This window comes from Pseudomonas laurylsulfativorans (assembly GCF_002906155.1).
Taxonomy (GTDB): Bacteria; Pseudomonadota; Gammaproteobacteria; order Pseudomonadales; family Pseudomonadaceae; genus Aquipseudomonas; species Aquipseudomonas laurylsulfativorans.
Genome location: NZ_MUJK01000006.1, coordinates 152123 through 174750 on the forward strand (window position 1 = coordinate 152123; position 22628 = coordinate 174750).

Below are 22628 nucleotides of genomic sequence, written 5' to 3' on the forward strand. Positions count from 1 at the left end.
TATCTCGTTAACGGTAACAAAGATTCACAAGAATCCCAGCTTATCGCCATCAAAGCCCACCCATAGAATTGCATGGACAGTAGGAGCCGGCTTGCTGGCGATGGCATCGCTGCGCTCACCCAGACGCACCGAGGTGTCGGTATCGCCAGCAAGCTGGCTCCTACAAGATCTCCTTGTTTCCCCCTATTTCAGGAAATCGCAGCAGTGCCGCGTCGCATCAGCAGAGCGCTTCAGCCGCTCAGTGTTTTGGCTTTAACCCTGGCAATCAGCGGCTGCATCGGAACCGGAGGTATTGCCCCACAGGGCAAGGCGCTGGAGGCCAATTCATTGGCCACCGACGAAGCGATCCAGAGCGCCTCGCAAGATGCGAACTGGCCCATCGCGCAATGGTGGCAAGCCTATGGCGACCCGCAACTGAATCGCTGGATCGACCTCGCCCTGCAAGGCAGCCCGAGCCTGGCCATGGCCGCCGCCCGGGTACGTCAGGCCAGGTCCATGGCCGGTGTCGCCGAAGCGGCCGAGTCGCTGCAGATCAATGGGGATACGACCCTCAAGCGCCACAACTGGCCGACCGACCAGTTCTACGGCCCCGGCGAGCTGGCCAATAGCACCACTTGGGACAACAACGCGGCGCTGGGTTTCAGTTATGCCCTGGACCTCTGGGGGCGCGAAAGCAATGCCACCGAACGCGCCGTGGACATGGCGCACATGACCGTCGCCGAAGCGCGTCAGGCCCAGCTCGAATTGCAGGACAACATCGTACGGGTCTACATCGAGCTGTCGTTGCAGTACGCCCAGCGGGACATCGTTAAAGCGACCTTGAAGCAGCAACAGCAGATTCTCGAGCTGGCGCAAAAACGCCTGAGCGGGGGCATCGGCACCCATTTCGAAGTCAGCCAGGCCGAGACGCCGCTGCCGGAAACCCATCGCCAGATCGACGCCCTCGACGAAGAAATCGCCTTGAGCCGGAATCAACTCGTAGCCCTCGCCGGCAAGGGCCCGGGGGAGGGCGCGCAGTTGCAGCGGCCAACCCTGTCGCTGGGTGCGCCGCTGAAACTGCCGTCCTCGTTGCCAGCGCAATTGCTCGGCCAACGCCCGGACGTGGTTGCCAGCCGCTGGCAAGTGGCGGCGCAGGCGCGGGGCATTGATGTTGCCCATGCCGGTTTCTATCCGAACGTCGATCTGGTCGGCAGCCTCGGCTACATGGCGACCGGCGGTGGGGCTCTGGAGTTCCTGACTGGCAAGAAACTCAACTACAGCGTGGGGCCGGCGATTTCGTTGCCAATCTTCGATGGTGGACGTTTGCGTGGGGAGTTGGGCGAAGCCTCGGCCGGGTATGACATCGCCGTGGCCAAGTACAACCAGACGCTGGTCAATGCCCTGAAAAATATCTCCGACCAGTTGATCCGCCGCGAGTCCATGGACAAGCAGCAGGCTTTCGCCGCCGAGTCGGTGGCTACTGCACAGAAGACCTACGACATCGCGATGATCGCCTACCAGCGCGGGCTGACCGACTACCTCAATGTGCTCAACGCGCAGACTCTGTTGTTCAAGCAGCAGCAAGTGCAGCAGCAGGTTCAGGCGGCGCGCTTGAGCGCCCATGCCGAACTGGTCACGGCGCTCGGCGGTGGCCTCGGGGCCGGTAATGACGTGCCGAAGGACAGCCAGACCCAGGCGCCGAAAACCCCGAGCCTTTTGCGTTGAACACAAAACCTGTGGGAGCGAGCCTGCTCGCGAAGGCGATGTTTCAGACGACATTTATGCTGCCTGACACTCCCTCTTCGCGAGCAGGCTCGCTCCCACAGGTTGCGGTTTTCACTGGAAATTATTGAGCAGGAATAGATGACTCTCTTGCCCGCCCCTTTGCGATGGCTTTACTCCCTGGAATGGCGCCGGGGTTTCTTCGACTGGGCACGCAGCGACGGCGTGACCTGGGTCTATATCTTCAAGGTGCTGTTCGCCGCGTTCCTGACGCTATGGCTGGCCATGCGCCTGGAGCTGCCGCAACCGCGCACGGCGATGATCACCGTGTTCATCGTCATGCAGCCGCAGAGCGGCCAGGTGTTCGCCAAGAGTTTCTATCGATTTCTCGGCACCCTGGCCGGGTCGGCGGTGATGGTCGCGCTGATCGCCCTGTTTGCGCAGAACACTGAACTGTTCCTCGGTTCGCTGGCGATATGGGTCGGTATCTGCACCGCCGGTGCCGCCCGCTGCCGCAACTTCCGCGCCTACGGTTTCGTACTCGCCGGCTACACCGCCGCGATGGTCGGCTTGCCCGCGCTGGCCCATCCGGATGGCGCCTTCATGGCGGCGGTCTGGCGGGTGCTGGAAATCTCCTTGGGCATTCTCTGTTCGACCGTGGTCAGCGTCGCCATCCTGCCGCAATCGGCGAGTGCGGCGATGCGCAATGCCTTGTATCAGCGCTTCGGCGTGTTCGCCCTGTTCGTCACCGACGGCCTGCGCGGTCGCAGTCAGCGCGAGGCGTTCGAGGCTGGCAACGTGCGTTTCATCGCCGAAGCCGTGGGCCTGGAAGGCTTGCGCAGCGTTACTGTTTTTGAAGACCCGCACATGCGCCGGCGCAATGGCCGGCTCAGTCGCCTGAACAGCGAGTTCATGGGCATCACCACGCGTTTCAATGCCTTGCATCAGCTGCTTGAACGCCTGCGCAGCAGCGCGGCGGACCAGGTTGTAGCCGCGATCAAACCGGGACTGCAGGACCTCGCCGAGTTGCTCGACGGCTTCAGCGGTCGCGCCCTGACCAGCGCCGATGCGGCGCGCCTGGTCGCGGTGCTGAGCGCCTACAAGGAAGGCTTGCCGGCGCGGGTACGCAGCCTGCGGGCGACGTTCCAGCAGAGCAATCCGAGCGATGCCGAACAACTGGATTTCCACACGGCCTACGAGCTGCTTTATCGCTTCGTCGACGACCTGCACGGTTATGCGCAGACCCATGCGTCCCTGGCCGATCACAGTCACGAGCGGGAGCGCTGGGATGAGCCGTTCACCCCGCAAACCAACTGGATGGCCGCGGCGGCGTCGGGCATTCGCGCGTCGTTCATCCTGGTGGTGTTGGGCAGCTACTGGGTGGCAACCGCCTGGCCGAGCGGTGCCACCATGACCCTGATTGCCGCCGCGACCGTGGGCCTGTCCGCCGCCACCCCGAACCCGAAACGCATGGCCTTTCAGATGGCGTGCGGGACGCTGCTCGGGGCGCTGATCGGCTTCGTCGAGATGTTTTTCATTTTTCCGTGGATCGACGGATTCCCGTTGCTGTGCGTGATGCTTGCACCGGTGATCGTGCTGGGTTCGTTCCTGACATCGCGGCCGCAATACGTCGGCGTCGGCCTGGGTTTGCTGATCTTCTTCAGCACCGGTTCAGTGCCGGACAACCTCACGGTCTACAACCCCTACACCTTCATCAACGACTACATCGCCATGGTGATGGGCATGCTGGTGTGTGCAGCGGCCGGTGCGATCATTCTGCCGCCCAACAGCCGATGGCTGTGGCGCCGACTGGAGCAGGACTTGCGTGGTCAGGTGGTGTACGCCATCAGCGGCAAGCTCAAGGGCCTGGCCTCGAGTTTCGAAAGCCGTACCCGCGATCTGGTGCATCAGGCTTATGGCTTCGCGGCAGGCCAACCGCAGGTGCAGCGGGACTTGCTGCGCTGGATGTTCGTGGTGCTGGAAGTCGGCCACGCGATCATCGAATTGCGCAAGGAGCAGGCGATTTTGCCGGTGCATCCGGCCTATGCCGAATCCCAGCCATGGCGCCAGGCGATCCGGGTGATGGGGCGTGCGCTGGTGCGGCTGTTCCTGCAACCGAACAGCAGCAATCTCGAACGCGCGCTGGTCGCCGTCGATCACGCGATCAGCCGTGTGCAGTCCACCGACGAACCCTTCGCCCCGCACTTCGACACCTCGGCATTGCGTCGGGTGAAGAGCTACCTGCACTTCATCCGCACCTCTCTGCTCGATCCGCAATCACCGCTCGCCGGCTACATCAATGCGAGTGCCAGCGCCAAGCCACAAGGACTTGAACATGCCTCGTGAAATCGCCTTCCACGGCGTGTACATGCCGACCATGACCCTGATGTTTTTCATCGCGGCAGCGCTTGCCTGGGCACTGGACCGGTTCCTGTCCGGGTTCGACCTGTACCGTTTTTTCTGGCACCCGGCGTTGTTGCGCCTGAGCCTGTTTACCTGTCTGTTCGGCGCGTTGGCGCTGACTGTCTACCGTTGACTCTCAATCACTGAGAATGCCCCGATGAAAAAGTTTTTCAGTCTGCTCGCGACCTTGCTGGTGCTGGCCCTCGCGCTGTGGATCGGCCGCTCCTTGTGGGAGCACTACATGAACACGCCATGGACCCGCGACGGCCGCGTGCGCGCCGACATCATCAACGTCGCCGCCGACGTCACCGGCGAAGTGGTGGACGTGCCGGTGCGTGATAACCAACTGGTGAAGAAGGGTGATTTGCTGATGCAGATCGACCCCGAGCACTACCGTCTCGCGGTGAAGCAGGCACAAAGCCTGGTGGCCTCGCGCAAGGCGACCTGGGAGATGCGCAAGGTCAACGCCCATCGTCGCGCGGACATGGACAACCTGGTGATCTCCCGGGAAAACCGCGACGACGCCAGCAACCTCGCTGACTCGGCCCTGGCCGACTACCAGCAGGCCCAGGCACAACTGGAAGCCGCCGAGCTCAATCTGAAACGCACGCAAGTGCGCGCGGCGGTGGACGGCTACGTGACCAACCTCAACGTGCATCGCGGCGACTACGCGCGCATCGGCGAGGCGAAAATGGCCGTGGTCGACATGAACTCGTTCTGGGTCTACGGCTTCTTCGAAGAAACCAAGCTGCCCCATGTGCGCGTCGGTGATAAGGCCGACATGCAACTGATGAGCGGCGAAGTGCTCAAGGGCCATGTGGAAAGTATCTCGCGCGGTATTTACGATCGTGACAACCCTGAGAGCCGCGAATTGATCGCCGATGTAAACCCGACCTTTAACTGGGTGCGCCTGGCGCAGCGGGTGCCGGTGCGCATTCACATCGATGAAGTGCCGGAGGGGGTGGTGTTGGCGGCGGGGATTACTTGTACGGTGGTGGTGAAGTCAGCGACGGGTGAGTAACCCTGTGGCGAGGGGGCTTGCCCCCGTTGGGTCGCGAAGCGGCCCCAAAACCTGCCATCAGGTCATTTCAGGCACACCACACTCATCGGTTTAACGACTGCTGCGCAGCCGAACGGGAGCAAGCTCCCTCGCCACAAAAGCGCATGCGTCAGCCCTTGCAAAACGTCTCATGCAAATGCCGCCAGATCACCCGCCCATCTGCTTGCTTTTCGAACACCACGGTCGAGCGGCGGTCCGAGTGCAGCCCGGTCGCATCGGTCTGTTGCTCGCGGTAACTCACGGTGGCGCCACCATCGTACAGCGCAATGCCACGCAACTCGCTGAGCTCGATGCGGAACCCGAGCTTCTTGCCGCCCGCCAGCGTGAACAGTTCGCTCAATGCGTCAAAATCCAGCACTCGACCCAGGGGCGAGACCATGGAGAACTGTGGCGAAAAACGGGTCAGCAGTTTTTCGAGTTCACACGCATCGCGTTCCTCGGCCAGCCATTGTTCGATGGCCACGTGGGCCTGGATCACTTCGTCGAAGTATTCGGTGTAGTCGGTCATATTGTTTCCTGAAATTCTGTGGTGTCTGTTCAGACGCCTTCGCGAGCAGGCTCGCTCCCACAAGGGATTGGAGTTGTCCACACAGTCAGCGGTTAACACGGAACCTGTGGGAGCGAGCTTGCTCGCGATGGAGTCGACTCGTTCTCATAGCTGCCCACGCAACCCGAAACGCTTCATCAACCCGGCTTCCAATAAGCTTTTCGGTAGCAACCCGGCCAACAGCGGCAACGCGCGACTGCCATTGCCCAGACGTATCAGTCGCGGTGGCTTGTCCTGCTGCACAGCCTTGAGCAACCCGGCGGCAAACTCACTGGCCGGGGTCGGTTTGTCCTGGGATGCCCTGGCCCGTGCGCGTATGCCTTCGCGCAGCGGGAACCAGGGCGATTGCTCACTGATCAGTTGCTCGGCTTCGTGGCCGGCATTCTTGGCAAAGCTGGAAGCGATGGCCCCCGGCTGTACTTCCATGACCCGCACACCGAACGGCGCCAGTTCCATGCGCAAGGCATCGCTCAAGGCATGCACGGCGGCTTTCGAGGCGCAGTAAGCACCGGCGAATGGCGTGACCAGAACACCGGACACACTACCGATATTCACCACCAGCCCCTTGGCCCGGCGCAGTACCGGGAACAGGGCGCGGGTGACGCCGACGATGGCGAACACATTGGTTTCGAACTGGCGCTGCATGGCCGGTACGCCGCCGTCGAGCAACGGCCCCATGGCGCCATAACCCGCGTTGTTGATCAGCACGTCGAGGCCGCCAGTCTGCTGGTTGATTCGCTCGCCCAAGGATTCCAGCGCGGCGGCATCGTTGACATCCAGTTGTACGGCAGTGAAGCCCGCGTCGGTGAGTGCCGCGACATCTTCGGCCTTGCGGGCACTGGCCCAGACTTCATAACCGGCGACCTTGAACGCATCGGCAAGGGCGCGGCCGATGCCGCTGGAACAACCGGTAATCAACGCAACGGGCATGGCGCATTCCTTGTGCAAACAATGGGGGGAGGGATCAGTCGGAAAAACTACCCTGCAATCGCTCGGCGCGAAACTCCAGGGTTTCCGGACGGTAGCCGGGGCGCAATGGCGGCAGCGGCAAACAGTCTTCCCAGTTGCCACCGGCCTGCAATTCGCCGGGGCCACGATAACGCGGGGCGGTGTATTGATTGTCGGCCAGGTTCACCGTGTCGCCCGGTGCATACGCCGCGACCCGCCAGCGCAGTTCCGTCAGCGGCACGTCATTGCCGTTGTTCATCGTCAGTTTCAACGGACGGTCGGCTGGGCAGTGTTGCGGCGCATAGCTGATGCGTAATTCCAGGCGTTGCAGCTGCTTGAGTTCGCGGTGGTCCATCCAGATGACCCAAGTGGCGACCAGGCCCAGCCCCACGGCGGCGGCCATGGAAACGGGCAAGGCCTTGGCCGGATAGCGCAGCAACAGTATCAGCCAAGTGATGACCAGCAGGACGCCGATGAACATGACGTAAATCTCGGGAGTAGAGAGGCTCATCCTACCTAAGCGCAGGTAGGGTTGGCGATGGGCGGGGTGTGGTCATGACGTCAAAGGCCGTCTGTCTGATCTGTAAGTTCTGACAGTAGCCGGGCATTTGCTAGACAGGCTTAGATGAGGGGAGTGATTCCGGAGCGGCTACAGTGCAAGCAACCCTTTCAATTCACCGCCATACCCCCAGCCTGACGGCAAGTGACCCTCGTGGGTTACCCGTACGCGCCGTGGGTTACTGGCGTGACATTAACGGCGTGCCCCCTCAGGCACGGGTCAACCGCACGGCCCATGATTGGGCGGGGCGCGCGATTGCGCAGTGGGATCCACGGCTGTTTCTGGACGCGTCGGCACCGGCCAGTTTGCAAACGGTTTATGCCCTGTCTGGCGCGGTGTTGAGTACGGATAGCGTCGATGCCGGGTGGCGTGTTGTGTTGTTGGGTGAGGCGGGGCAATCGGTTCATGCCTGGGATGGCCGAGGCTCTCAGCGCTGGATGCAATACGACGCTCAGTTGCGCCCGGTGTCGGTGTTCGAGCAGGCAGGGGACGGCGACGCGGTGTGCGCGGAGCGCTTGGGCTATGGCCTGAGCGATCAGGCACATGCGGAGCACAACCAATGCGGCCAATTGATTCGCCACGATGATTCGGCGGGCACGCAGCGGTTTACCGACTTCGGCCTGCACGGCGCGGTGCTGGAGCAGACGCGGCATTTTTTGATCGACCTGACGCTGCCGGACTGGCCCGAATCGATAGCAGATCGCGATCAGATGCTGGAGCCGGGCGAGGGCGCCACGACTCGTTCACTGGTCAACGCGGCGGGTGACGTCGTCAAGCAAACCGATGCCAAAGGTCACTGCCAGTTCTTCCATCAAACCCTCGATGGCCAGTTACGCGAGGTTGGCCTGCAACTCAACGGCGAAACAACAGCGAAAACACTGCTCAGCGCCATCGTCTACAACGCCCATGGCCAGACCGAACGGGAAGTGGCCGGCAATGGAGTGACCACCACGCTGGAGTACGACGCGCAGAACGGGCGCCTGACCCGCCTCCAGGCCCAGCGCGGCAACGCAGCGCTACAAGACCTGCGCTATGAATACGATCCGGTGGGCAATGTGCTGAGTATCGAAGATGCCGCGCAGCCGATTCGCTACTTTGGCAACCAGCGTATCGAACCGGTCAGTCGCTATTGCTACGACAGCCTTTCGCAACTGATCGAAGCCACCGGTTGGGAAGCGGGTGGCGCCAATAAAGGCCCACAGTTTTCGAGTTTCGACGACCCCGCGCCACGCGCCAATTTCCGCCAGACCTATCGCTACGATGCGGGTGGCAATCTGCTGGAGTTGACCCACGAAGGTCCGCAAAGCCATGGTCATCGACTGATTGCAGCGGCACACAGCAACCGTTGCCTGTCGGTGCTGGAAGGGATGGAACCGGATGAGGACGACTTGCGCCGAGGCTTCGACAGAAACGGCAACCTGCTGAACCTGCAACGGGGGCAGGTCTTGGCCTGGGACCTGCGCAACCAGCTACGCGAAGTGCGGCCGGTGGAGCGTGATTCGGGGCTCAATGATCGTGAAAGCTACGTCTACGGTGCCGACGGAATGCGCCTACGAAAAATTCGTGAGACCCGCACCAATGCCCGGACGCTGATCGCTGAAACCCGTTATCTGCCGAACCTGGAGCTGCGCCACCACAGCGGCACTGGCGAAGTGTTGCAAGTGATCAGCGTCCGCGCCGGGCGCAGCAGTGTGCGGGTATTGCACTGGGAGTCCGAGCCGCCAAACGGCATGAGCAATGATCAATTGCGCTACCACCTGAATGATCATCTGGACTCCTGCACCCTGGAGCTTGATAAGGACGGCGAAGTGATCAGCCAGGAGCGTTATCACCCGTTCGGCACCACCGCGTGGTTCGCCGGATGCGGGGAGGTGGAGGCGAGTTACCGAACAGTGCGTTATTCGGGGAAAGAGCGGGATGCGACGGGGCTGTATTACTACGGGTTCAGGTATTACGTGGCGGGGTGGCAGCGCTGGTTGAACCCGGATCCAGCAGGAATTGTTGTTGATTCTAATTTATACCGAATGCTAAGAAATTCGCCATTAAAGGATGTCGACATTCTGGGACTGGCTCCATCCGGTTTTTTTGAGCGGTTGAGAAAGTCATATCGTCGATTAAAGGAAATGGTTACACCATCTGAAGGCGCAACTGGTCCAGGGTCGAAAAAGTCGAATGCTCCTGGGGAAAGTGCTCCTGTGTTCGAACGTGCAATATTTGCTCTTGCTCAAAGAGAGGGGCAAGTCTCAACTTTCGAAAAATTCAATAGTTTCAAAGATTCCGTTAATAAAAATATCGCGAGTCAAAATGTGGAGGTGGGCGGGTACCTCTATCGCAGTCATCACCATACTGCAATCAGTGCGACTGGTTTGATAAGGGCAAGTGGCGCTGTGGACGCTGGTGGAGATGAGTTTCTGGTTCAGCTTATTCAGCACAGTGGAATGCAGGCTGGGCTTTCAGGGAAGGTGTTGTCTTTCACTCCCCACCTGAATGTGGCCAAACGTTTTTCGACGCGAGAAGGGAGTGTGTTGGTCAGGGTTGATACTGGAAAAAGTTCGGTATCAGCAGGCTTTAAAACTATGGCGGGAATTGTTTCTGAGGAGTCAGAGCGGTTGGTGCGTGATAAAAAAATTAGGGTTCCGAGTTTAATTAATGTTTTGGGTTATTTGGGGCAGGGAGAGTATGAAACATTTTATATGGGCGGTGATGTGCCGCATGACGCGGTAGAGATCCGCCATAAAGGGGCGTGGATCCCTCTCAAAGATTATGTAAACGCGAGCAAGGCAAGGTCTTCGGCAGCGTCTAGTAACCTGTCACTGAACATGATCTGAAATATGGATGAATTTGGTGGATGAAAACCATCCAGTCCACTGCGAATAGGGACGCAGTGGACTGAATGGGGGCTGTTTTTACCCATCGCTTACTGCGCGATAGTCTTCACCGAAACCCCACGCTCAACCGGCGTCGACCGCCCATAGATATCCTCAAACCGCTCGATATCGTCCTCACCCAGGTAACTCCCCGACTGCACCTCGATGATTTCCAGCGGAATCTTCCCCGGGTTGCGCAGGCGATGCACCGAAGCGATCGGAATGTAGGTCGACTGGTTCTCGGTCAGCAGGAACACGTTTTCATCACAGGTCACTTCGGCGGTGCCGCTGACCACGATCCAGTGTTCGGCGCGGTGGTGGTGCATCTGCAGCGAAAGGCACGCGCCCGGCTTGACCGAGATGTGCTTGACCTGGAAACGGCCGCCCATGTCCACCGAATCGTAGGAGCCCCACGGACGGTAGACCTCGCAGTGGTTCTGGGTTTCAGTGCGGCCCTGTTCGTTGAGGGTGTTGACCATCTGCTTCACGCCTTGGACCTTGTCCTTGTGGGCGATCATCATGGCGTCCTTGGTTTCGACTACGACGATGTTTTCCAGGCCGATCACCGACACCAGTTTGCCGTTGCCGTGGATCATGCAGTTTTTGCTGTCCTGGATCACCACGTCGCCTTTGGTGACGTTGCCGTTGGCGTCTTTTGCATTGACTTCCCACAGCGACGACCAGCAGCCGACATCGCTCCAGCCAGCCGTCAGCGGGACGACGCAGGCGCGTTGGGTTTTTTCCATCACCGAGTAGTCGATGGAGTTGTCCGGGCAGCAGGCGAAGGTGGCTTCGTCGAAGCTGATGGTGTCGGCATCCTGATGGCTGCGTTCCAGGGTCAGCATGCAGGTGTCGTAGATGTCCGGATCGTGTTTTTTCAGCTCTTCCAAGAAGCGGCTGGCGCGGAACAGGAACATGCCGCTGTTCCAGAAGTAACCGCCGGACTGGACGAACTCGGTGGCGCGCTTCACGTCGGGCTTTTCCACGAAGTGCGAGACGCGGCTGACGCCTTCCGGCAGCAGTGAGTCGTTGGTCGACTTGATGTAGCCATAACCGGTTTCCGGCTTGGTAGCCGGCACGCCGAACAGCACCATTTCACCGTTCTCGGCAGCGACTGTGGCCAGGGCCAGGGCGCGTTGCAGGGCCTTCTGGTCCTCCAGCACGTGGTCGGCCGGCAGCACCAGCATCAGCTCGTCGCGACCTTCATTGACCAGCATCATCGCGGTCAGGGCCACGGCCGGCGCGGTGTTGCGACCGAACGGCTCCATCAGGATGCGCTGGGTTTCCAGTTTGCGTGCACTCAACTGCTCGTTGACGATAAAGCGATGGTCCTTGTTGCAGACCACGATTGGCGTGTCCATGCCTTCGAACACCAAGCGTTCCAGGGTTTGCTGGAACAGGGTGTGTTCGCCGGTCAGGGCCAGGAACTGCTTGGGGAATTGTTTGCGGGAAAGCGGCCAAAGACGTGAGCCACTACCACCTGACAAGATCACCGGAATCATGTTGTTACTCCTTGAAAATCGATTGGTTAGAGCCACGAACGTTCTGTCGTTTCACTCTTGTTTTTGTTCCGTGTCCGAACTGACTACTCGATCCCTTGTAGGAGCGAGCTTGCTCGCGATGTACGTCAACGAAAACGCGCGCTGTCTGGGTAAACGCGTTGCCCTTGCGTTTTTCGCGAGCAAGCTCGCTCCTACAGGGGGACATGGGGCAGTCCGGAAAATTTGTTAGCGCGTCGACACGGGGCGTTTCACCCAGACCGGCGACAGGCTGCTGCCGTTGCCGGTGACGTACAGCACCGCGGCTTCACCGCGTTCCAGGGCGACCGGTTTCACGTCGCCGACTTTGGTGGTGCCGTCATAGAGCGCCAGGCTGACCTTCACCGGGTTGATTTCACGCTCGCCACGACCCTTGGGCGCAACGTTCGGCACCACGTCGGTCTTACCATCGGCGGTCTTCAGGGTCAGCGCCTTGTCGCTCAGGTTCTGCACGCGTACCAGGGACTTCTGCTTGTTCTTGAACGGTGGCTCTTCGATCAGTTGCGGTGCGCCGCTGGCGTTGTTGACCAGGGTGTAATAGTGATCGCCGGCCAGTTTCACCGGCAGGCTCTGGCTACCCACCTTGGCGCTGTAGTCGCCGCCCGGCATGAAGCTGAAGTCACTGCTCGACAGTGGCGCGACATCGCTCAGGTTGGTGCTGCCAACGGTGGCGCTGACTTCGGCGTTGCTGGCGTTGTAGATGCGCACGAAGGTCGAGCCTTTCGGTGCGGTCGGGCCGTACAGGGCGGCGTCGCCGGCGGCGAAGGCCTGTACCGACAGCACGCTCATGCCCGCAACGAGGGCAAAGGTCTTGGCGAGACTTTGATACGTAGTAGTGAAAGTCATGGAAGTACCTCTCTTTCAGTTTTGCGCCCGGTCGGGCGTCTCGGATTTGTTGTTGATGGCTACGTTTTGTTGGCGGGCGCCGGCTTGTTTAAGCTCTGCGACCCACTGCGGGTCGGCGTCACCGATTTCGTTGTTCACAGGCAGATATCGTTCAGGGAACTCCCAGATCAGCACCTGTGGCGGGCTGTTCTTGAAGGCATCGCTTTTCAGGTAACTGAGCATCGGCAGAATCGGGCCGTGGCCGTCTTCGGCGTAATTGACCACGTCGCTGTGCAGCGCCTGCTTGAGCGCGCCCACAAAATTCCAGCTGGGGTTGGCGCTGTAGCTTGTGCCGATCAGGGCCACTGGCACTTCGGTGTTGGCGAACAGGGCGTCGCCGCCGGCGGGCTGATCTTCAGCCGCGACCGTATTGCGCTTCTGCAAGGGTTCTGCCTTGGGCATCAGGTTTTCGAACAACGGGTCCAGTGGCAGGAACAGACGCAGGTCGCCCTTGTGCGTGACGGTTTCCGCAGGTTCAGTGACGAAGCGCTGCGGCTCGCCGCTCAGCGGGTACTTGTCGGCAATGGTTTTGGCCAGACGGTTGGCGGCGATCTCGGCGCCTTCCGGGGTCCAGTGGGTATCGGTGCGCAGGAACACTTGCTGGCCATTCTGCTTGGCCAGTTGCAGTGGGCCGAGCAGGTCAGGGGCCGGAATCCGGTCAGCGGCCAGGCGCTGGTGGAAGTCCTTGTAGAGGTTGGCGTGGATGCTCGCCGGCTTCACCTCACCGAGGTGTTCCGGGTACAGGCGCACCTTGGCCGGCACCACCGCCATTACCAGTTGCACACCTTTCTCTTTCAGGGTCTGGCGCACGCCTTCGACCAGCGCGTAGTTGCCTTGCAGGTTCAGCTCTTCGTTGACCACCGGGTGGAATTCTTCATCGCTGTACAACCACTGGTCGCGACCGAGCACCACGCCCGGGCGACCTTCGTTGAACAGTTTGAAATCCAGCGCGGCCCAGAGGTTGGTGCCCAGGCGCTTGATCGGGAACTCGTCGTCGTAGTGGGTTTCCACGGCCTTGGTCCAGCGACCGTTGAGCACCGTCGCATCGGCGTTGGTGCTGAAGCCGAAGAAGCTGCGCACCGACCACAGACCGAGCACCAGCAGGGTCACCAGGAACAGCGCGATGTAGAAGATACGTAATGAGCGGGTCATGGTCAGATCCCTCAGAACTGGAAGTAAAGGAACGGCGAGAAGCTTTGCGCCGAAAGTTTGAGAATCGAGGCGATGAACAGCAGCAGTACCAGCGCACGCATCACGTAACGCGACCAGCTGGCAGTCCAGTAGGCCGGTTGCACCTGGGCTTCGACGCCGACGGTGTAGCCAGGCTGATGGATGCTCACCGGGTTATCCCCAGGCACGGCCTTGATCGTTCCCGAGGTCGCAGCGGCCGGGCCGTCGGCGTCGACGTTCACAGCAGGCTTGGTCTTGACCGGTGGCTGATTGCTGTAGAAATCGCGCAGACCGAAGAACGCCAGGGTCACGTAGGCCACGATCAGCGTTGCCACTTGCAGGCCGGTGAGGCTGGCCTGGTTGAGTTCCGACAGCGACCAGTCGCTGAAGCTGAACATCGCGCCGTACATGCGACCGGCGACGTGCAGGTTTTCCGCGCGGAAGATCACCCAGCCCATCACCACCAGCAGGAACGTCATCGCCCAGCGGATCGGGTTGAAACTGCGTGGCGAGGTGTTCAGGCCGATGGCTTTTTCAATCGCCAGCCACATGCCGTGCCAGGCGCCCCAGACGATGTAAGTGATGTTCGCGCCGTGCCACAGACCACCGAGCAGCATGGTCAGGAACAGGTTGCGATAGGTCGTCAGCGTGCCTTTGCGGTTACCGCCCAGCGTGATGTACAGATAGTCGCGCAACCAGGTCGACAGGCTGATGTGCCAGCGACGCCAGAACTCGGTGATCGACTGGCTGATGTACGGCTGCTTGAAGTTTTCCATGAAGCGGAAACCCATCATCAGGCCCAGGCCGATGGCCATGTCGCTGTAACCGGAGAAGTCGAAATACAGCTGCGCGGTGTAGGCCAGCGCGCCGAGCCAGGCATCGCCCGTGGTCGGGTTTTGCAGGGCGAAGCAATGGTCGGCCACCACCGCCAGGGTGTCGGCGATGAAGACTTTCTTGATGAAACCCTGCATGAACCGCGTGCAGCCCTCGGAGAATTTGTCGAGGGTGTGGGTGCGGTTGTTGAACTGGTCGGCCAGGTCGCGGAAACGCAACACGGGGCCGGCGATCAGGTGCGGGAAGATCGCCACGAACGCCGCGAAGTCGATCAGGTTGCGGGTCGCCGGGGTGTCACCACGGTAGACGTCGATGATGTAGCTGATGGACTCGAAGATGTAGAACGAGATCCCGATCGGCAGCAGCACGTGGGTCAGGATGAACGGCGAAAGACCCACCGACGTCATCATCGCGTTGATGCTGTCGACGCCGAAGTTGGCGTACTTGAAGTAGCCGAGGATGCACAGGTCGACGGCCACGCCGAGCAGCAGCCAGCGCTGTGCCGGTTTGGTCCTGACCCCGGCGGCACCGACTTTCAGGCCGATCCAGTAGTTCCACAGCGTGACTGCCGCGAACAGTGCGAGGAAGTCCACACGCCACCAGGCGTAGAACACGTAGCTGGCGATCAGCAGCAGCAAATTGCGATAGCGTTGCCCGCTCAGGTAGTACAAGCCGAGAAAGATCGGCAAGAACAAAAACAGGAATACGTTGGACGAAAAAACCATCCCGATCTCTCCTTGTTTGAACCAACAGTCAAGGGCCAACGGCCCCCCCAAACCCCCCACAGAAATCCGGGGGGCAACTCATAAAACTCACTTTCGACACCGCCCCTGTAGGAGCTGGCTTGCCAGCGATGGCGGTGTATCAGGTACAGCGCGTCGTACCATTCGCCAGCAAGCCGGCTCCTACAGGGTTGCGGTGACAAGTACACAGCGTTACGTCAGGAACCCTTGCCTTTTTCATTGGCCGGGTCGTAGACCTTGGTCAGGTCACCGCCGAGGCGGAAGGTCTTGAACGGCTGCATCTGGTGTTTCTTCGCCAGCACCTCGGGCGAGCAGGTGTAGAGCGAGCAGAACGGTTCGAGCCAGGCGAATTTCATGTCCTCCTTCAGGTCGGTCATGTCCTGTTCCTTGCCGTTCTTTTTCTCGAACTCATCCGGGTCTTTCACCCCCGACAGCACCCGGTCACCGAGGCGTTTGAGTGCACCATTGTTTTCCTGGCGCAGATCCACACCGTTGACCTGAGCGAAACTGGCGATCATCGCCAGCGGCGGCAGGGCGTAGTTGTGGTAGGCCAGCGCCCGTTGCTGACGCTTGAGTTCGTTGGGCAGGTAGCCGTCGGCGTCGATCTGGTTGGCGCCGACCTTGTATTCCTTCACCGCCCAGTCGAACAGGTCGCGGCGGTTGGTGGCGACGGAAGTGGCCATCACCGACCACGCAGCCCAGTACGAGTGGTTGTTGGTCTGGTCGAGCGGCAGGTTGTCCCAGTCGCTGACCACCTGGTCGGCCATCTTGCTGAACCAGGCTTCGATCAACTGCGCTTGCTGTTGATGGGTGGCCAGCGGGTGGGAGTCGGAAAACTTCAGGTGGATGTACGCCGAAGCCATGCTGCCCAGCGCCCATTTGCGCATCGACTTGCCGGTGTGGTTGAAGTCCTTGGACATCAGCGCGTCGGCCTGGGCCCAAGCGGTCAACCAATTCAACGTGCATTCCAGTTGTTCCGGACGACCGTCACGCATGAACTGCATCACGCGCTTGCTGGTGCCGCGCTCGATCTTGGTGATGTCCGCGGTGCTGTCGCGGAAGGCTTTTTCCGACTGCACGTTCAGGGTCGCGCGGGCCTTGTCCGAACCTTCGTACTTGCTGCGAAATTGCAACGAGCCGGTGTACGGCGTCGGCATCGCATCGCAGCCTTCGCTCTTGTCGCCCGTCTTGAATTTATCCACAGGCGCAAAATAGCCCTGGGGTGGACGCAGTGGCGCCGCCGCTTGCGTGGCCCCGGCGAACATCGCCAGGCTCAGGAGCGTGGGTGCCAACAGCGTTGAAAATTTCGGATAGCGCATAGCAGACCTCATTGCCCGACCGAAGCAGTACGCTGCTCGGCGCCCGGGAATACGTTGCGTTTGCAAATTTTCGCTTCGACTTTCTGAGGCGCGGCACCGGCTTCGGGGCCCTGGACTTCGACGGCCAGCAGGTTCTGCGAGGCCCAGTCTTCATCCGTGCGCAATTCGAAAGCGAAACGCCCGTCAGTCTCGGAGGTTTCCGGTTTGTCGATCTTGATGTCCTCGTGGCGACCGTTCATGTACCAGAGGGTGGCTTGCAGGGTTTTCACCGAGGTGTCGGCGAAGCGGATGTCGACCTGGTGGCTGCTGTTGCGCAGGTCCATGTTTTTGCTGTTGACCATCAACTCGTTTTTGCCCGGCTTGAGCGTGGTGCTGCCGGACATCTGCGCATCCTTGCCTTCGCAACCGTTGTCCAGCAGCGCCATCATCTGGCGGTAGATGGTTTCCTGGTCGAGGCGGTACAGCGGTGAGAATTCCCAGATGAGAATCTTCGGCGGGTTCTTCTGGAACTCGTCGCTGCCCAGGTACTGCAGCATCGAACCTTCCAGGCCGCCGCCGGGGAATGCCACGTTGAGGATGTCGGCGCCGATGGCCTCTTCGAGGAAACCGGCGAAGTTGTAGTTCTTGCCGCTGTGGGAGGTGCCGACGAGGGTGATTTGCGGATTGCCGGAATCACCGAACAGATCGCCATCACCTGCTTCGCCCTTCGGCTCGGTGGTGAACTGATCCATGTACTGGATTGCGTAGCTGGTGCCACAGAGTTGACCGGCCATGTTGTGCAAGGTTCCGGTCTTGCCCATGCGCCCCGATTTTTTAGTCTCGAATTCGCGCTTGGGAATGTCGGCGAATTCAGGCAACTGCTTGACCTTCTCGGCGACGATTTTCGCCGTGCGCTGGGCACCGTACGGGGTCCAGTGCTGGTCGCCACGGAAGTAGAAATCGTGGGCGGGCAGGGTGTCGGGCAACGACTCGTTGGTCAGCGGCGACAGGTCCGGGACGACATAGCCCATCTGTGCGAAACGACCGAGCATGGTCTTGTAGTTTCTCAGTGCCTTGTCGAAATCGAAGCTGGCTTTCTCCGCCGGATTGAGCTTGTTGCGGTTCACCAGGCCACGGGTTGGTTGGTACACGACAACCAGTTCCACGCCTTTGCTCTTGAACGCATCGTGCAGTTGCTTCATGCGTTTGTAGCCGGCGGGCGTGGTGTCGAATTCGGTGCGCAAGTCTTCTTGCGTACGGAACAGCCAGTCACCCTGGGCCTGCACCAGCGTGGTGAAGTTCTGCTGATAGCGGGTGGTGTAGTTCTTCGCATCGTGGGCAGCCGGGCACAGGCTGCAGCACGGTTCGGCAGAGAACTTTGGTGCCTGGATTTCATCCGCACGCGCGCCACCGCTGGCCGCGAGAATACCGGCGGTCAGGGCCGACAGGCTGAGTAATTTGATCAAGTGTGGGTGCATAAAATTATCCTCAGTCCCGCATTTCGGTCTGGCGTTCGACAGGGTCGATCAGCACGGCTTTCTGCTGGCGCACCAGCAGGTCGAGAATTTCATCCTGACGTTCGCCAAGGATGCCGGTGAAGCTGATGCCGCTGGATTTGGTCGGCGCGAGCATCGACACGCGATACAGCTCCACACTCAGCGGCGAGTCGATGGACAGCGGTCCGCTGCCGTTGGCCGCCAGCTCACCACCCACCACGATCAGCGACACCTGGGCGTCGAATGGGTCGAGCTTGATGTCGCGGTCGGTGTTGCTCAGGTCCTTGATGTGGCCGTAGACGCCGGTGAGGCCGTTGGCCATGGCGACGTTTTCGTACAGGCGAATGTTCACGCTGTTACGAATGCGGATGCCGTGGCGGCGGTTGCTGACGACTTTGTTGCCCCACAGCAGGTTGTCGGCACTCTCGTAGAGGGTGATGCCGTCCGTGTGGTTCTGGTAGATCTCGTTGTGAGCGATCAGGTTGTTGACGCTGTTCCGGTCGATCACCAGGCCCGACAACTTGTTGTCGTAGCTGCGGTTGTTGAAGATGAAGCTGTCGTTGACCTCACGGGAAATAATGATCCCGTGCTTCTTCTTGGTCCCGTACACCGTGTTGTCGGCAATGATCAGACCGTGGGAACGGTCGTGCGGGTCGATGCCGTAGACGATGTTGTCTTTGTAGGTGTTGCCCTTGACCACGAAGTCGCGGGTTTCGTAGCAGTAGAAGCCGTACCACATGTCCGAGAATTCCGAGCCGACGATCCAGCCGGTCGGCTCGGGACGCTTGAGCACCTTGGCCATGTTCGGCGTGTACTGGGAAATACTCACGCCATAGGACTTACTGTTGGCGTAGCCGAAACTGGCGATCTTGCTGTTGGCGATGTAGGTCTCGGTGCCACCCCAGGACAGCAGGAACGGGCGGAATTCCTTCGGCGAATTGAACGTCGCCGGGCCGTTGTCCTTCTCGCGCCAGCCGGTGATTCTGGTGTCGCGCACGAACAGCTGGCCGTCGTTGACCAGGAACGCACCGCCCTCCTGGGACAGGCGCAGTTCCTGGGTCTGCTTGTCGATTTCAAGGATGCCGTGACGACCGACCACGATCGGCAACCGGGAGAGGAACACACCCGGCGAGGTTTCGCTGAAGTACTGCTTGGGAACCTTTTTCGCCAGGTCCTTGAGGTTCATGTAGCCGTCGTCGACGAAGATCGCCTGGGGGATGCCGTGCTGACGCACTACCCACTCGGCCATCTTGTTGTCGCCGCCGATGAAGTCCTTCAGGGCGTCTTCCTGCATCATCCGGCGCAGGCTGATCTTGCCCGGTTTGCTGCGCACGACTTTCGCGGCGATGGCTTCGGCGGTGTAGCCGGAAACGTCCGGCAGTTTCGGCGTGGCCAGTTCCAGCGGCGCGGTTGGCGCGCTGCTGACGGTGTAGGTCTTGGCCTGTTGCAGCTCCTTGGCCATGGTTGCCGGCTTCGCCGGTTCCACATTGGCGAAGGCAGTCGCGCTGGCCAGCAGCATCGCGCCGGCCAACAGGCTGATCGAGCCTTTTCGGGCTGGATGATTCATCTGGGAGACTCCCTTCGCAATGTGCATCAGAAGCGCCAGATCACGTCGATGAACGCGCGGTGCATGTACGAATCGACTTCCTTGCCATAGGCATCGCCCGGCTTGAACACGCCACCACGGAAGCGCACCAGGGCCGAAGGCTCATCGATCGCTTGGCTCATCGAGGCGGGCAGCAAGCCTTGCTTGAAGTACTTGGTGACCACCAAGTCCATTTCCTGACCGAGGTCTTTCTCGCCATCGTTCAGCGGCAGCGAAGTGCTGGAGAGGATCGCGCCGGTGACATCGTCGGTGTTGTTCTCGACGGCGTTAATACCGTTGCTGCCGACCGGCTTGTTGCCGTCGACGCGCCAGAACTTGTGGTAGATCAGGCTGGCGTCGTATTCGTCGTTGAGCATCCACGAACCGAACAGGGTGGCGGTCTGCATGTTGTTCATTTCGCCACGGAAGGCTTCACCGAAACGGTGCACTCGCGAGCGGGTGCCGGTGTAGTTCGAGCGGTTGCTTTCCAGACCGTTCTGTTCGTACTCGGCGCTGGCGCGGGCATAGGCGGCACCGACTTGCCATTGCGGATCGAGGCGCAAACGCACGCCGACATCAGTGGCCCAGCCGTTGAGGTCTTCACCGCGCTTGGCTTCAGCCGGCGACGTGCCATCGGCGTTCAGCGGATTGACCTTGTCGATGTCGCCGCTCATGCCGGTGATGCTGCCCCAGTAATTGACGGTGTTGGTATTGCGCCAGTTATAGGCGTCGCTGTCGGCGGTGAGGCCGAGCCAGCTGATGTCGCCGTTCTGTTTCTTGTCCAGCGAATCGGCCGGCACACCCGGCTCCGGGTAGTCGAGCTTGCCGTTGTCATGGGTGTGATGACCGCGAATGCCGACCCAGTTGCCCGGGGTCCACTGGTACGCGGCATCGGCGTAGGCGTGCAGGCGATCCTTGTCTTGTGGCGACAGTTCCTTGAGGTCGGTTCGGTACTCGCTGAAGCGTTCGGCGATACCGACGTTGGCGCGCAGCAAGGTGGTGTCGAAGGTCCAGTTCAGGGCTTCGATGTTGGTGTCGCGCCATTGGCCGTCGTCGTTGCGCAGGCGCTGGCGACCGAGCTTCAGGATCTCGCCGGGGTAAGGCGTGAAGCCGCTGTAGCCGACCCAGAACTCACGCATGGCCAAGTAGTTTTTCTTGGTCTCGCGATCACCGTTGTCGGTGTTCTCGGCGCCATCGGATTGTTGCAGAGTGTCTGTCTCGATGATGTCGGTGGACGTCACCGCTTGACCCATGGCGTAGGCGCTCCACGCGCCGCTTTCGCCGTAGACCCACGGACGCAGGTCGAGACCGACGCCGTTGACGTCACCACCATGGGCGGTGCCGAGGTCACGGTCGTCTTCGGATTGGCCGGTGATTTTCACGTCCAGGCCGAAGTTCTTGGTTTCTTCAGTCATCGCAGCAAGCGTCGGGCAAGACCAGATCAGCGCGAATGTCAGGCCGATGCCGGCCTTCATGAATGGATTCAACTTCATTTCGATTCCTCGCTGGCTTCTTCTTGCAGGGCGTTCAGCTCCGGCGTGTTCGGGCTCAGGGCACCGCGCACGGCCTGTTCTTGTTTCAACAGGCGTTGGGCTTCGGCCAACCGCTCGGGCGGCAATTGCGTTTGGATGGTTTGTGCGAGCTCGGTGGCTTGCGGAGTGTTCTGGGCCAGGGCCAATTGGCTGAAGACGTAGGCGTTCAGCGGATCAGGCTTGGTGCCCTTGCCTTGGGAAAACAGTTGGGCAATGGCGAAGTCGGCGCTGTTCTGGCCGTTGCGCGCAGCGGTCAACAGATGGTCCAGGGCCTTTTGCGGATAGACCTTGCCCAGGTAGCCACGGCGATAGATCTGACCGAGGTAGTAATCGGCAGCGACTTCGCGACCGACCGCTTTCTGGAAATGCGCCTCGGCGACCTTGGCGTCGGCCGGTACCAGTTTGCCTTCGAAGTAGAGCTTGCCCAGCAACAGTTCAGCGCGGGGCTGGTCGGCGGCGCGACCGTTGTCCAGGTACTTCATCATCTGGTCGACGTCGCCCAGTTCGGGGAAGTCGTAAAGCAGTTGCGCGAGGGTGACCCACGATGCCGGGTAGCCCGGTGCGATCGGTTCGAGCAGCGACTGCGCGGTTTTCTCGTCGGTCTTGCCCAGGGACGCATCGGCGAGCACGCGGGCGACGCTGTCCACACGTTGTGCCGAAACGTTGCCGCGAGCGTGAGCCGCTTGCATCTGCTTGATCAGCTCGGCCTGTTGCTCTGGCTTGGCCTGTTTCTGATAGACCGTGGCCAGTTCGACGTAGCAGATGTCGCTGGTGGTGAGCGCGGCCTTGCAGATTTTTTCCACGTCATCCAGATGCTGGTCGTAGGTGCCCTGGGTGCGATAGAGCAGCACTTGCGCCAGGCCGGCTTCCGGTTTGTTCTCGGCACGCCATTGGCTGATCTGCTGCTGCGCGTTCACGTTGGGGAAGCTGTGCGGGTATTGCAGGTACAGCATCGCCAGCGGGATCAGCGTGTTGCCTTCGCCCGCGGCGGCGGCTTTTTTCAACAGGGTTTCGGCTTCGTGCTGCTCGGCTTCGGTGGAGCCGGGCTTGGCCACCAGCAAACGACCGAGGCGTGCCTGGGCGCGCGGAGAAACGCTGGCCGCGGCGCGGTAGGTCGCCTCGGCCTGTTTCATCTGCGCCGGGTCACGGCTGTCGACCTGGATATCGGCCAGACCGACTTGTGCTTCGCTGTAGCCCAGGTCTGCCAGTTGCCGGTAGTTTTGCGCGGCGGTGGCGGTATCGCCACGCTTGAGGGCTTCGTTGGCCAGGCGCTGGTCGGGCAGGCCGGCGCAACCGGCCAGGCTCACTGCCAATGCAACGGCACACAGCGGACCCATGTAGGAGCGAGCCTGCTCGCGATGCAGGCAACTCGGTGCATCAGACAGACCGCGTCGATCCCATCGCGAGCAGGCTCGCTCCCACAGGGTCGGCGGCGTGTTGAGGGTTGGAGTAGTCACAGGCA

At 60.7% G+C, this 22628-nt stretch carries 17 protein-coding genes; 5 read left to right on the forward strand and 12 right to left on the reverse strand.

All coding sequences use genetic code 11. The features are described from left to right. Nucleotides 1–204: 204 nt before the first annotated feature. The 4 genes from B0D71_RS19845 to B0D71_RS19860 all read left to right on the forward strand — a co-directional run bounded on the left by B0D71_RS19845 (nucleotide 205) and on the right by B0D71_RS19860 (nucleotide 5125). Complete coding sequence (locus B0D71_RS19845) at nucleotides 205–1704, forward strand: efflux transporter outer membrane subunit (protein WP_103396263.1); 1500 nt, start codon at nucleotides 205–207, stop codon at nucleotides 1702–1704. A gap of 138 nt (nucleotides 1705–1842) precedes the next feature. Continuing rightward, on the forward strand, nucleotides 1843–4047 hold the full coding sequence (locus B0D71_RS19850) for an FUSC family protein (protein WP_103396264.1): 2205 nt from the start codon (nucleotides 1843–1845) through the stop codon (nucleotides 4045–4047). Continuing rightward, nucleotides 4037–4237 (forward strand): DUF1656 domain-containing protein, encoded by a 201-nt coding sequence (locus tag B0D71_RS19855; RefSeq protein WP_007896379.1) that lies wholly within the window; start codon nucleotides 4037–4039, stop codon nucleotides 4235–4237. The genes B0D71_RS19850 and B0D71_RS19855 overlap by 11 nt, the downstream gene beginning before the upstream one ends. Nucleotides 4238–4261: 24 nt before the next feature. Continuing rightward, nucleotides 4262–5125 (forward strand): efflux RND transporter periplasmic adaptor subunit, encoded by an 864-nt coding sequence (locus B0D71_RS19860; RefSeq protein ID WP_103396265.1) that lies wholly within the window; start codon nucleotides 4262–4264, stop codon nucleotides 5123–5125. A gap of 148 nt (nucleotides 5126–5273) precedes the next feature. Here the strand turns inward: B0D71_RS19860 and B0D71_RS19865 are convergent, their stop codons facing one another. From B0D71_RS19865 to B0D71_RS19875, 3 genes are all read right to left on the reverse strand, one after another. After that, nucleotides 5274–5672, reverse strand: coding sequence for a DUF4440 domain-containing protein (locus tag B0D71_RS19865; RefSeq protein WP_103396266.1), 399 nt, complete (start codon nucleotides 5670–5672; stop codon nucleotides 5274–5276). A 144-nt stretch (nucleotides 5673–5816) separates the two neighbouring features. Continuing rightward, nucleotides 5817–6641 carry an SDR family oxidoreductase gene (locus B0D71_RS19870; protein WP_103396267.1) on the reverse strand — a complete coding sequence of 275 codons (825 nt, stop codon included), beginning with the start codon at nucleotides 6639–6641 and terminating at the stop codon, nucleotides 5817–5819. Between the two features lie 34 nt (nucleotides 6642–6675). Continuing rightward, the gene (locus B0D71_RS19875; RefSeq protein WP_103396268.1) at nucleotides 6676–7140 is read right to left on the reverse strand and encodes a multidrug transporter; all 465 of its coding nucleotides are present in this window, start codon (nucleotides 7138–7140) and stop codon (nucleotides 6676–6678) included. A 173-nt stretch (nucleotides 7141–7313) separates the two neighbouring features. Here B0D71_RS19875 and B0D71_RS19880 point away from each other — a divergent pair, with 173 nt between their 5' ends. Beyond that, nucleotides 7314–10046, forward strand: coding sequence for an RHS repeat domain-containing protein (locus B0D71_RS19880; protein ID WP_240635719.1), 2733 nt, complete (start codon nucleotides 7314–7316; stop codon nucleotides 10044–10046). An 89-nt stretch (nucleotides 10047–10135) separates the two neighbouring features. Here the strand turns inward: B0D71_RS19880 and B0D71_RS19885 are convergent, their stop codons facing one another. The 9 genes from B0D71_RS19885 to algK all read right to left on the reverse strand — a co-directional run bounded on the left by B0D71_RS19885 (nucleotide 10136) and on the right by algK (nucleotide 22623). Then, the gene (locus B0D71_RS19885; RefSeq protein WP_103396269.1) at nucleotides 10136–11587 is read right to left on the reverse strand and encodes a mannose-1-phosphate guanylyltransferase/mannose-6-phosphate isomerase; all 1452 of its coding nucleotides are present in this window, start codon (nucleotides 11585–11587) and stop codon (nucleotides 10136–10138) included. 225 nt (nucleotides 11588–11812) lie between these two features. Then, entirely contained in the window at nucleotides 11813–12469 is a 657-nt protein-coding gene (locus B0D71_RS19890; protein ID WP_103396270.1) for an alginate O-acetyltransferase AlgF, read from the reverse strand. Nucleotides 12470–12484: 15 nt separating this feature from the next. Further along, complete coding sequence (locus tag B0D71_RS19895) at nucleotides 12485–13660, reverse strand: alginate O-acetyltransferase (protein ID WP_103396271.1); 1176 nt, start codon at nucleotides 13658–13660, stop codon at nucleotides 12485–12487. A gap of 11 nt (nucleotides 13661–13671) precedes the next feature. Then, nucleotides 13672–15237 carry an MBOAT family O-acyltransferase gene (locus B0D71_RS19900; protein WP_103396272.1) on the reverse strand — a complete coding sequence of 522 codons (1566 nt, stop codon included), beginning with the start codon at nucleotides 15235–15237 and terminating at the stop codon, nucleotides 13672–13674. Between the two features lie 215 nt (nucleotides 15238–15452). Further along, nucleotides 15453–16574 (reverse strand): mannuronate-specific alginate lyase, encoded by a 1122-nt coding sequence (locus B0D71_RS19905; RefSeq protein ID WP_103396273.1) that lies wholly within the window; start codon nucleotides 16572–16574, stop codon nucleotides 15453–15455. Nucleotides 16575–16582: 8 nt separating this feature from the next. Beyond that, complete coding sequence (locus B0D71_RS19910) at nucleotides 16583–18031, reverse strand: alginate O-acetyltransferase (RefSeq protein WP_103396274.1); 1449 nt, start codon at nucleotides 18029–18031, stop codon at nucleotides 16583–16585. A 10-nt stretch (nucleotides 18032–18041) separates the two neighbouring features. Further along, nucleotides 18042–19616 (reverse strand): mannuronan 5-epimerase AlgG, encoded by a 1575-nt coding sequence (gene algG / locus B0D71_RS19915; protein ID WP_103396275.1) that lies wholly within the window; start codon nucleotides 19614–19616, stop codon nucleotides 18042–18044. A 26-nt stretch (nucleotides 19617–19642) separates the two neighbouring features. Then, nucleotides 19643–21127 (reverse strand): alginate export family protein, encoded by a 1485-nt coding sequence (locus B0D71_RS19920; RefSeq protein ID WP_103396276.1) that lies wholly within the window; start codon nucleotides 21125–21127, stop codon nucleotides 19643–19645. Further along, nucleotides 21124–22623 (reverse strand): alginate biosynthesis TPR repeat lipoprotein AlgK, encoded by a 1500-nt coding sequence (gene algK / locus B0D71_RS19925; protein WP_103396277.1) that lies wholly within the window; start codon nucleotides 22621–22623, stop codon nucleotides 21124–21126. The genes B0D71_RS19920 and algK overlap by 4 nt, the downstream gene beginning before the upstream one ends. Nucleotides 22624–22628: the final 5 nt, after the last annotated feature.

Bases quoted from the DNA above. Each gene is read 5' to 3' on its own strand.
- B0D71_RS19850 (WP_103396264.1), top strand. From the start codon at position 1,843: ATGACTCTCTTGCCCGCCCCTTTGCGATGGCTTTACTCCCTGGAATGG.
- B0D71_RS19855 (WP_007896379.1), top strand. From the start codon at position 4,037: ATGCCTCGTGAAATCGCCTTCCACGGCGTGTACATGCCGACCATGACC.
- B0D71_RS19860 (WP_103396265.1), top strand. From the start codon at position 4,262: ATGAAAAAGTTTTTCAGTCTGCTCGCGACCTTGCTGGTGCTGGCCCTC.
- B0D71_RS19865 (WP_103396266.1), bottom strand. From the start codon at position 5,672: ATGACCGACTACACCGAATACTTCGACGAAGTGATCCAGGCCCACGTG.
- B0D71_RS19870 (WP_103396267.1), bottom strand. From the start codon at position 6,641: ATGCCCGTTGCGTTGATTACCGGTTGTTCCAGCGGCATCGGCCGCGCC.
- B0D71_RS19875 (WP_103396268.1), bottom strand. From the start codon at position 7,140: ATGTTCATCGGCGTCCTGCTGGTCATCACTTGGCTGATACTGTTGCTG.
- B0D71_RS19885 (WP_103396269.1), bottom strand. From the start codon at position 11,587: ATGATTCCGGTGATCTTGTCAGGTGGTAGTGGCTCACGTCTTTGGCCG.
- B0D71_RS19890 (WP_103396270.1), bottom strand. From the start codon at position 12,469: ATGACTTTCACTACTACGTATCAAAGTCTCGCCAAGACCTTTGCCCTC.
- B0D71_RS19895 (WP_103396271.1), bottom strand. From the start codon at position 13,660: ATGACCCGCTCATTACGTATCTTCTACATCGCGCTGTTCCTGGTGACC.
- B0D71_RS19900 (WP_103396272.1), bottom strand. From the start codon at position 15,237: ATGGTTTTTTCGTCCAACGTATTCCTGTTTTTGTTCTTGCCGATCTTT.
- B0D71_RS19905 (WP_103396273.1), bottom strand. From the start codon at position 16,574: ATGCGCTATCCGAAATTTTCAACGCTGTTGGCACCCACGCTCCTGAGC.
- B0D71_RS19910 (WP_103396274.1), bottom strand. From the start codon at position 18,031: ATGCACCCACACTTGATCAAATTACTCAGCCTGTCGGCCCTGACCGCC.
- algG (WP_103396275.1), bottom strand. From the start codon at position 19,616: ATGAATCATCCAGCCCGAAAAGGCTCGATCAGCCTGTTGGCCGGCGCG.
- B0D71_RS19920 (WP_103396276.1), bottom strand. From the start codon at position 21,127: ATGAAGTTGAATCCATTCATGAAGGCCGGCATCGGCCTGACATTCGCG.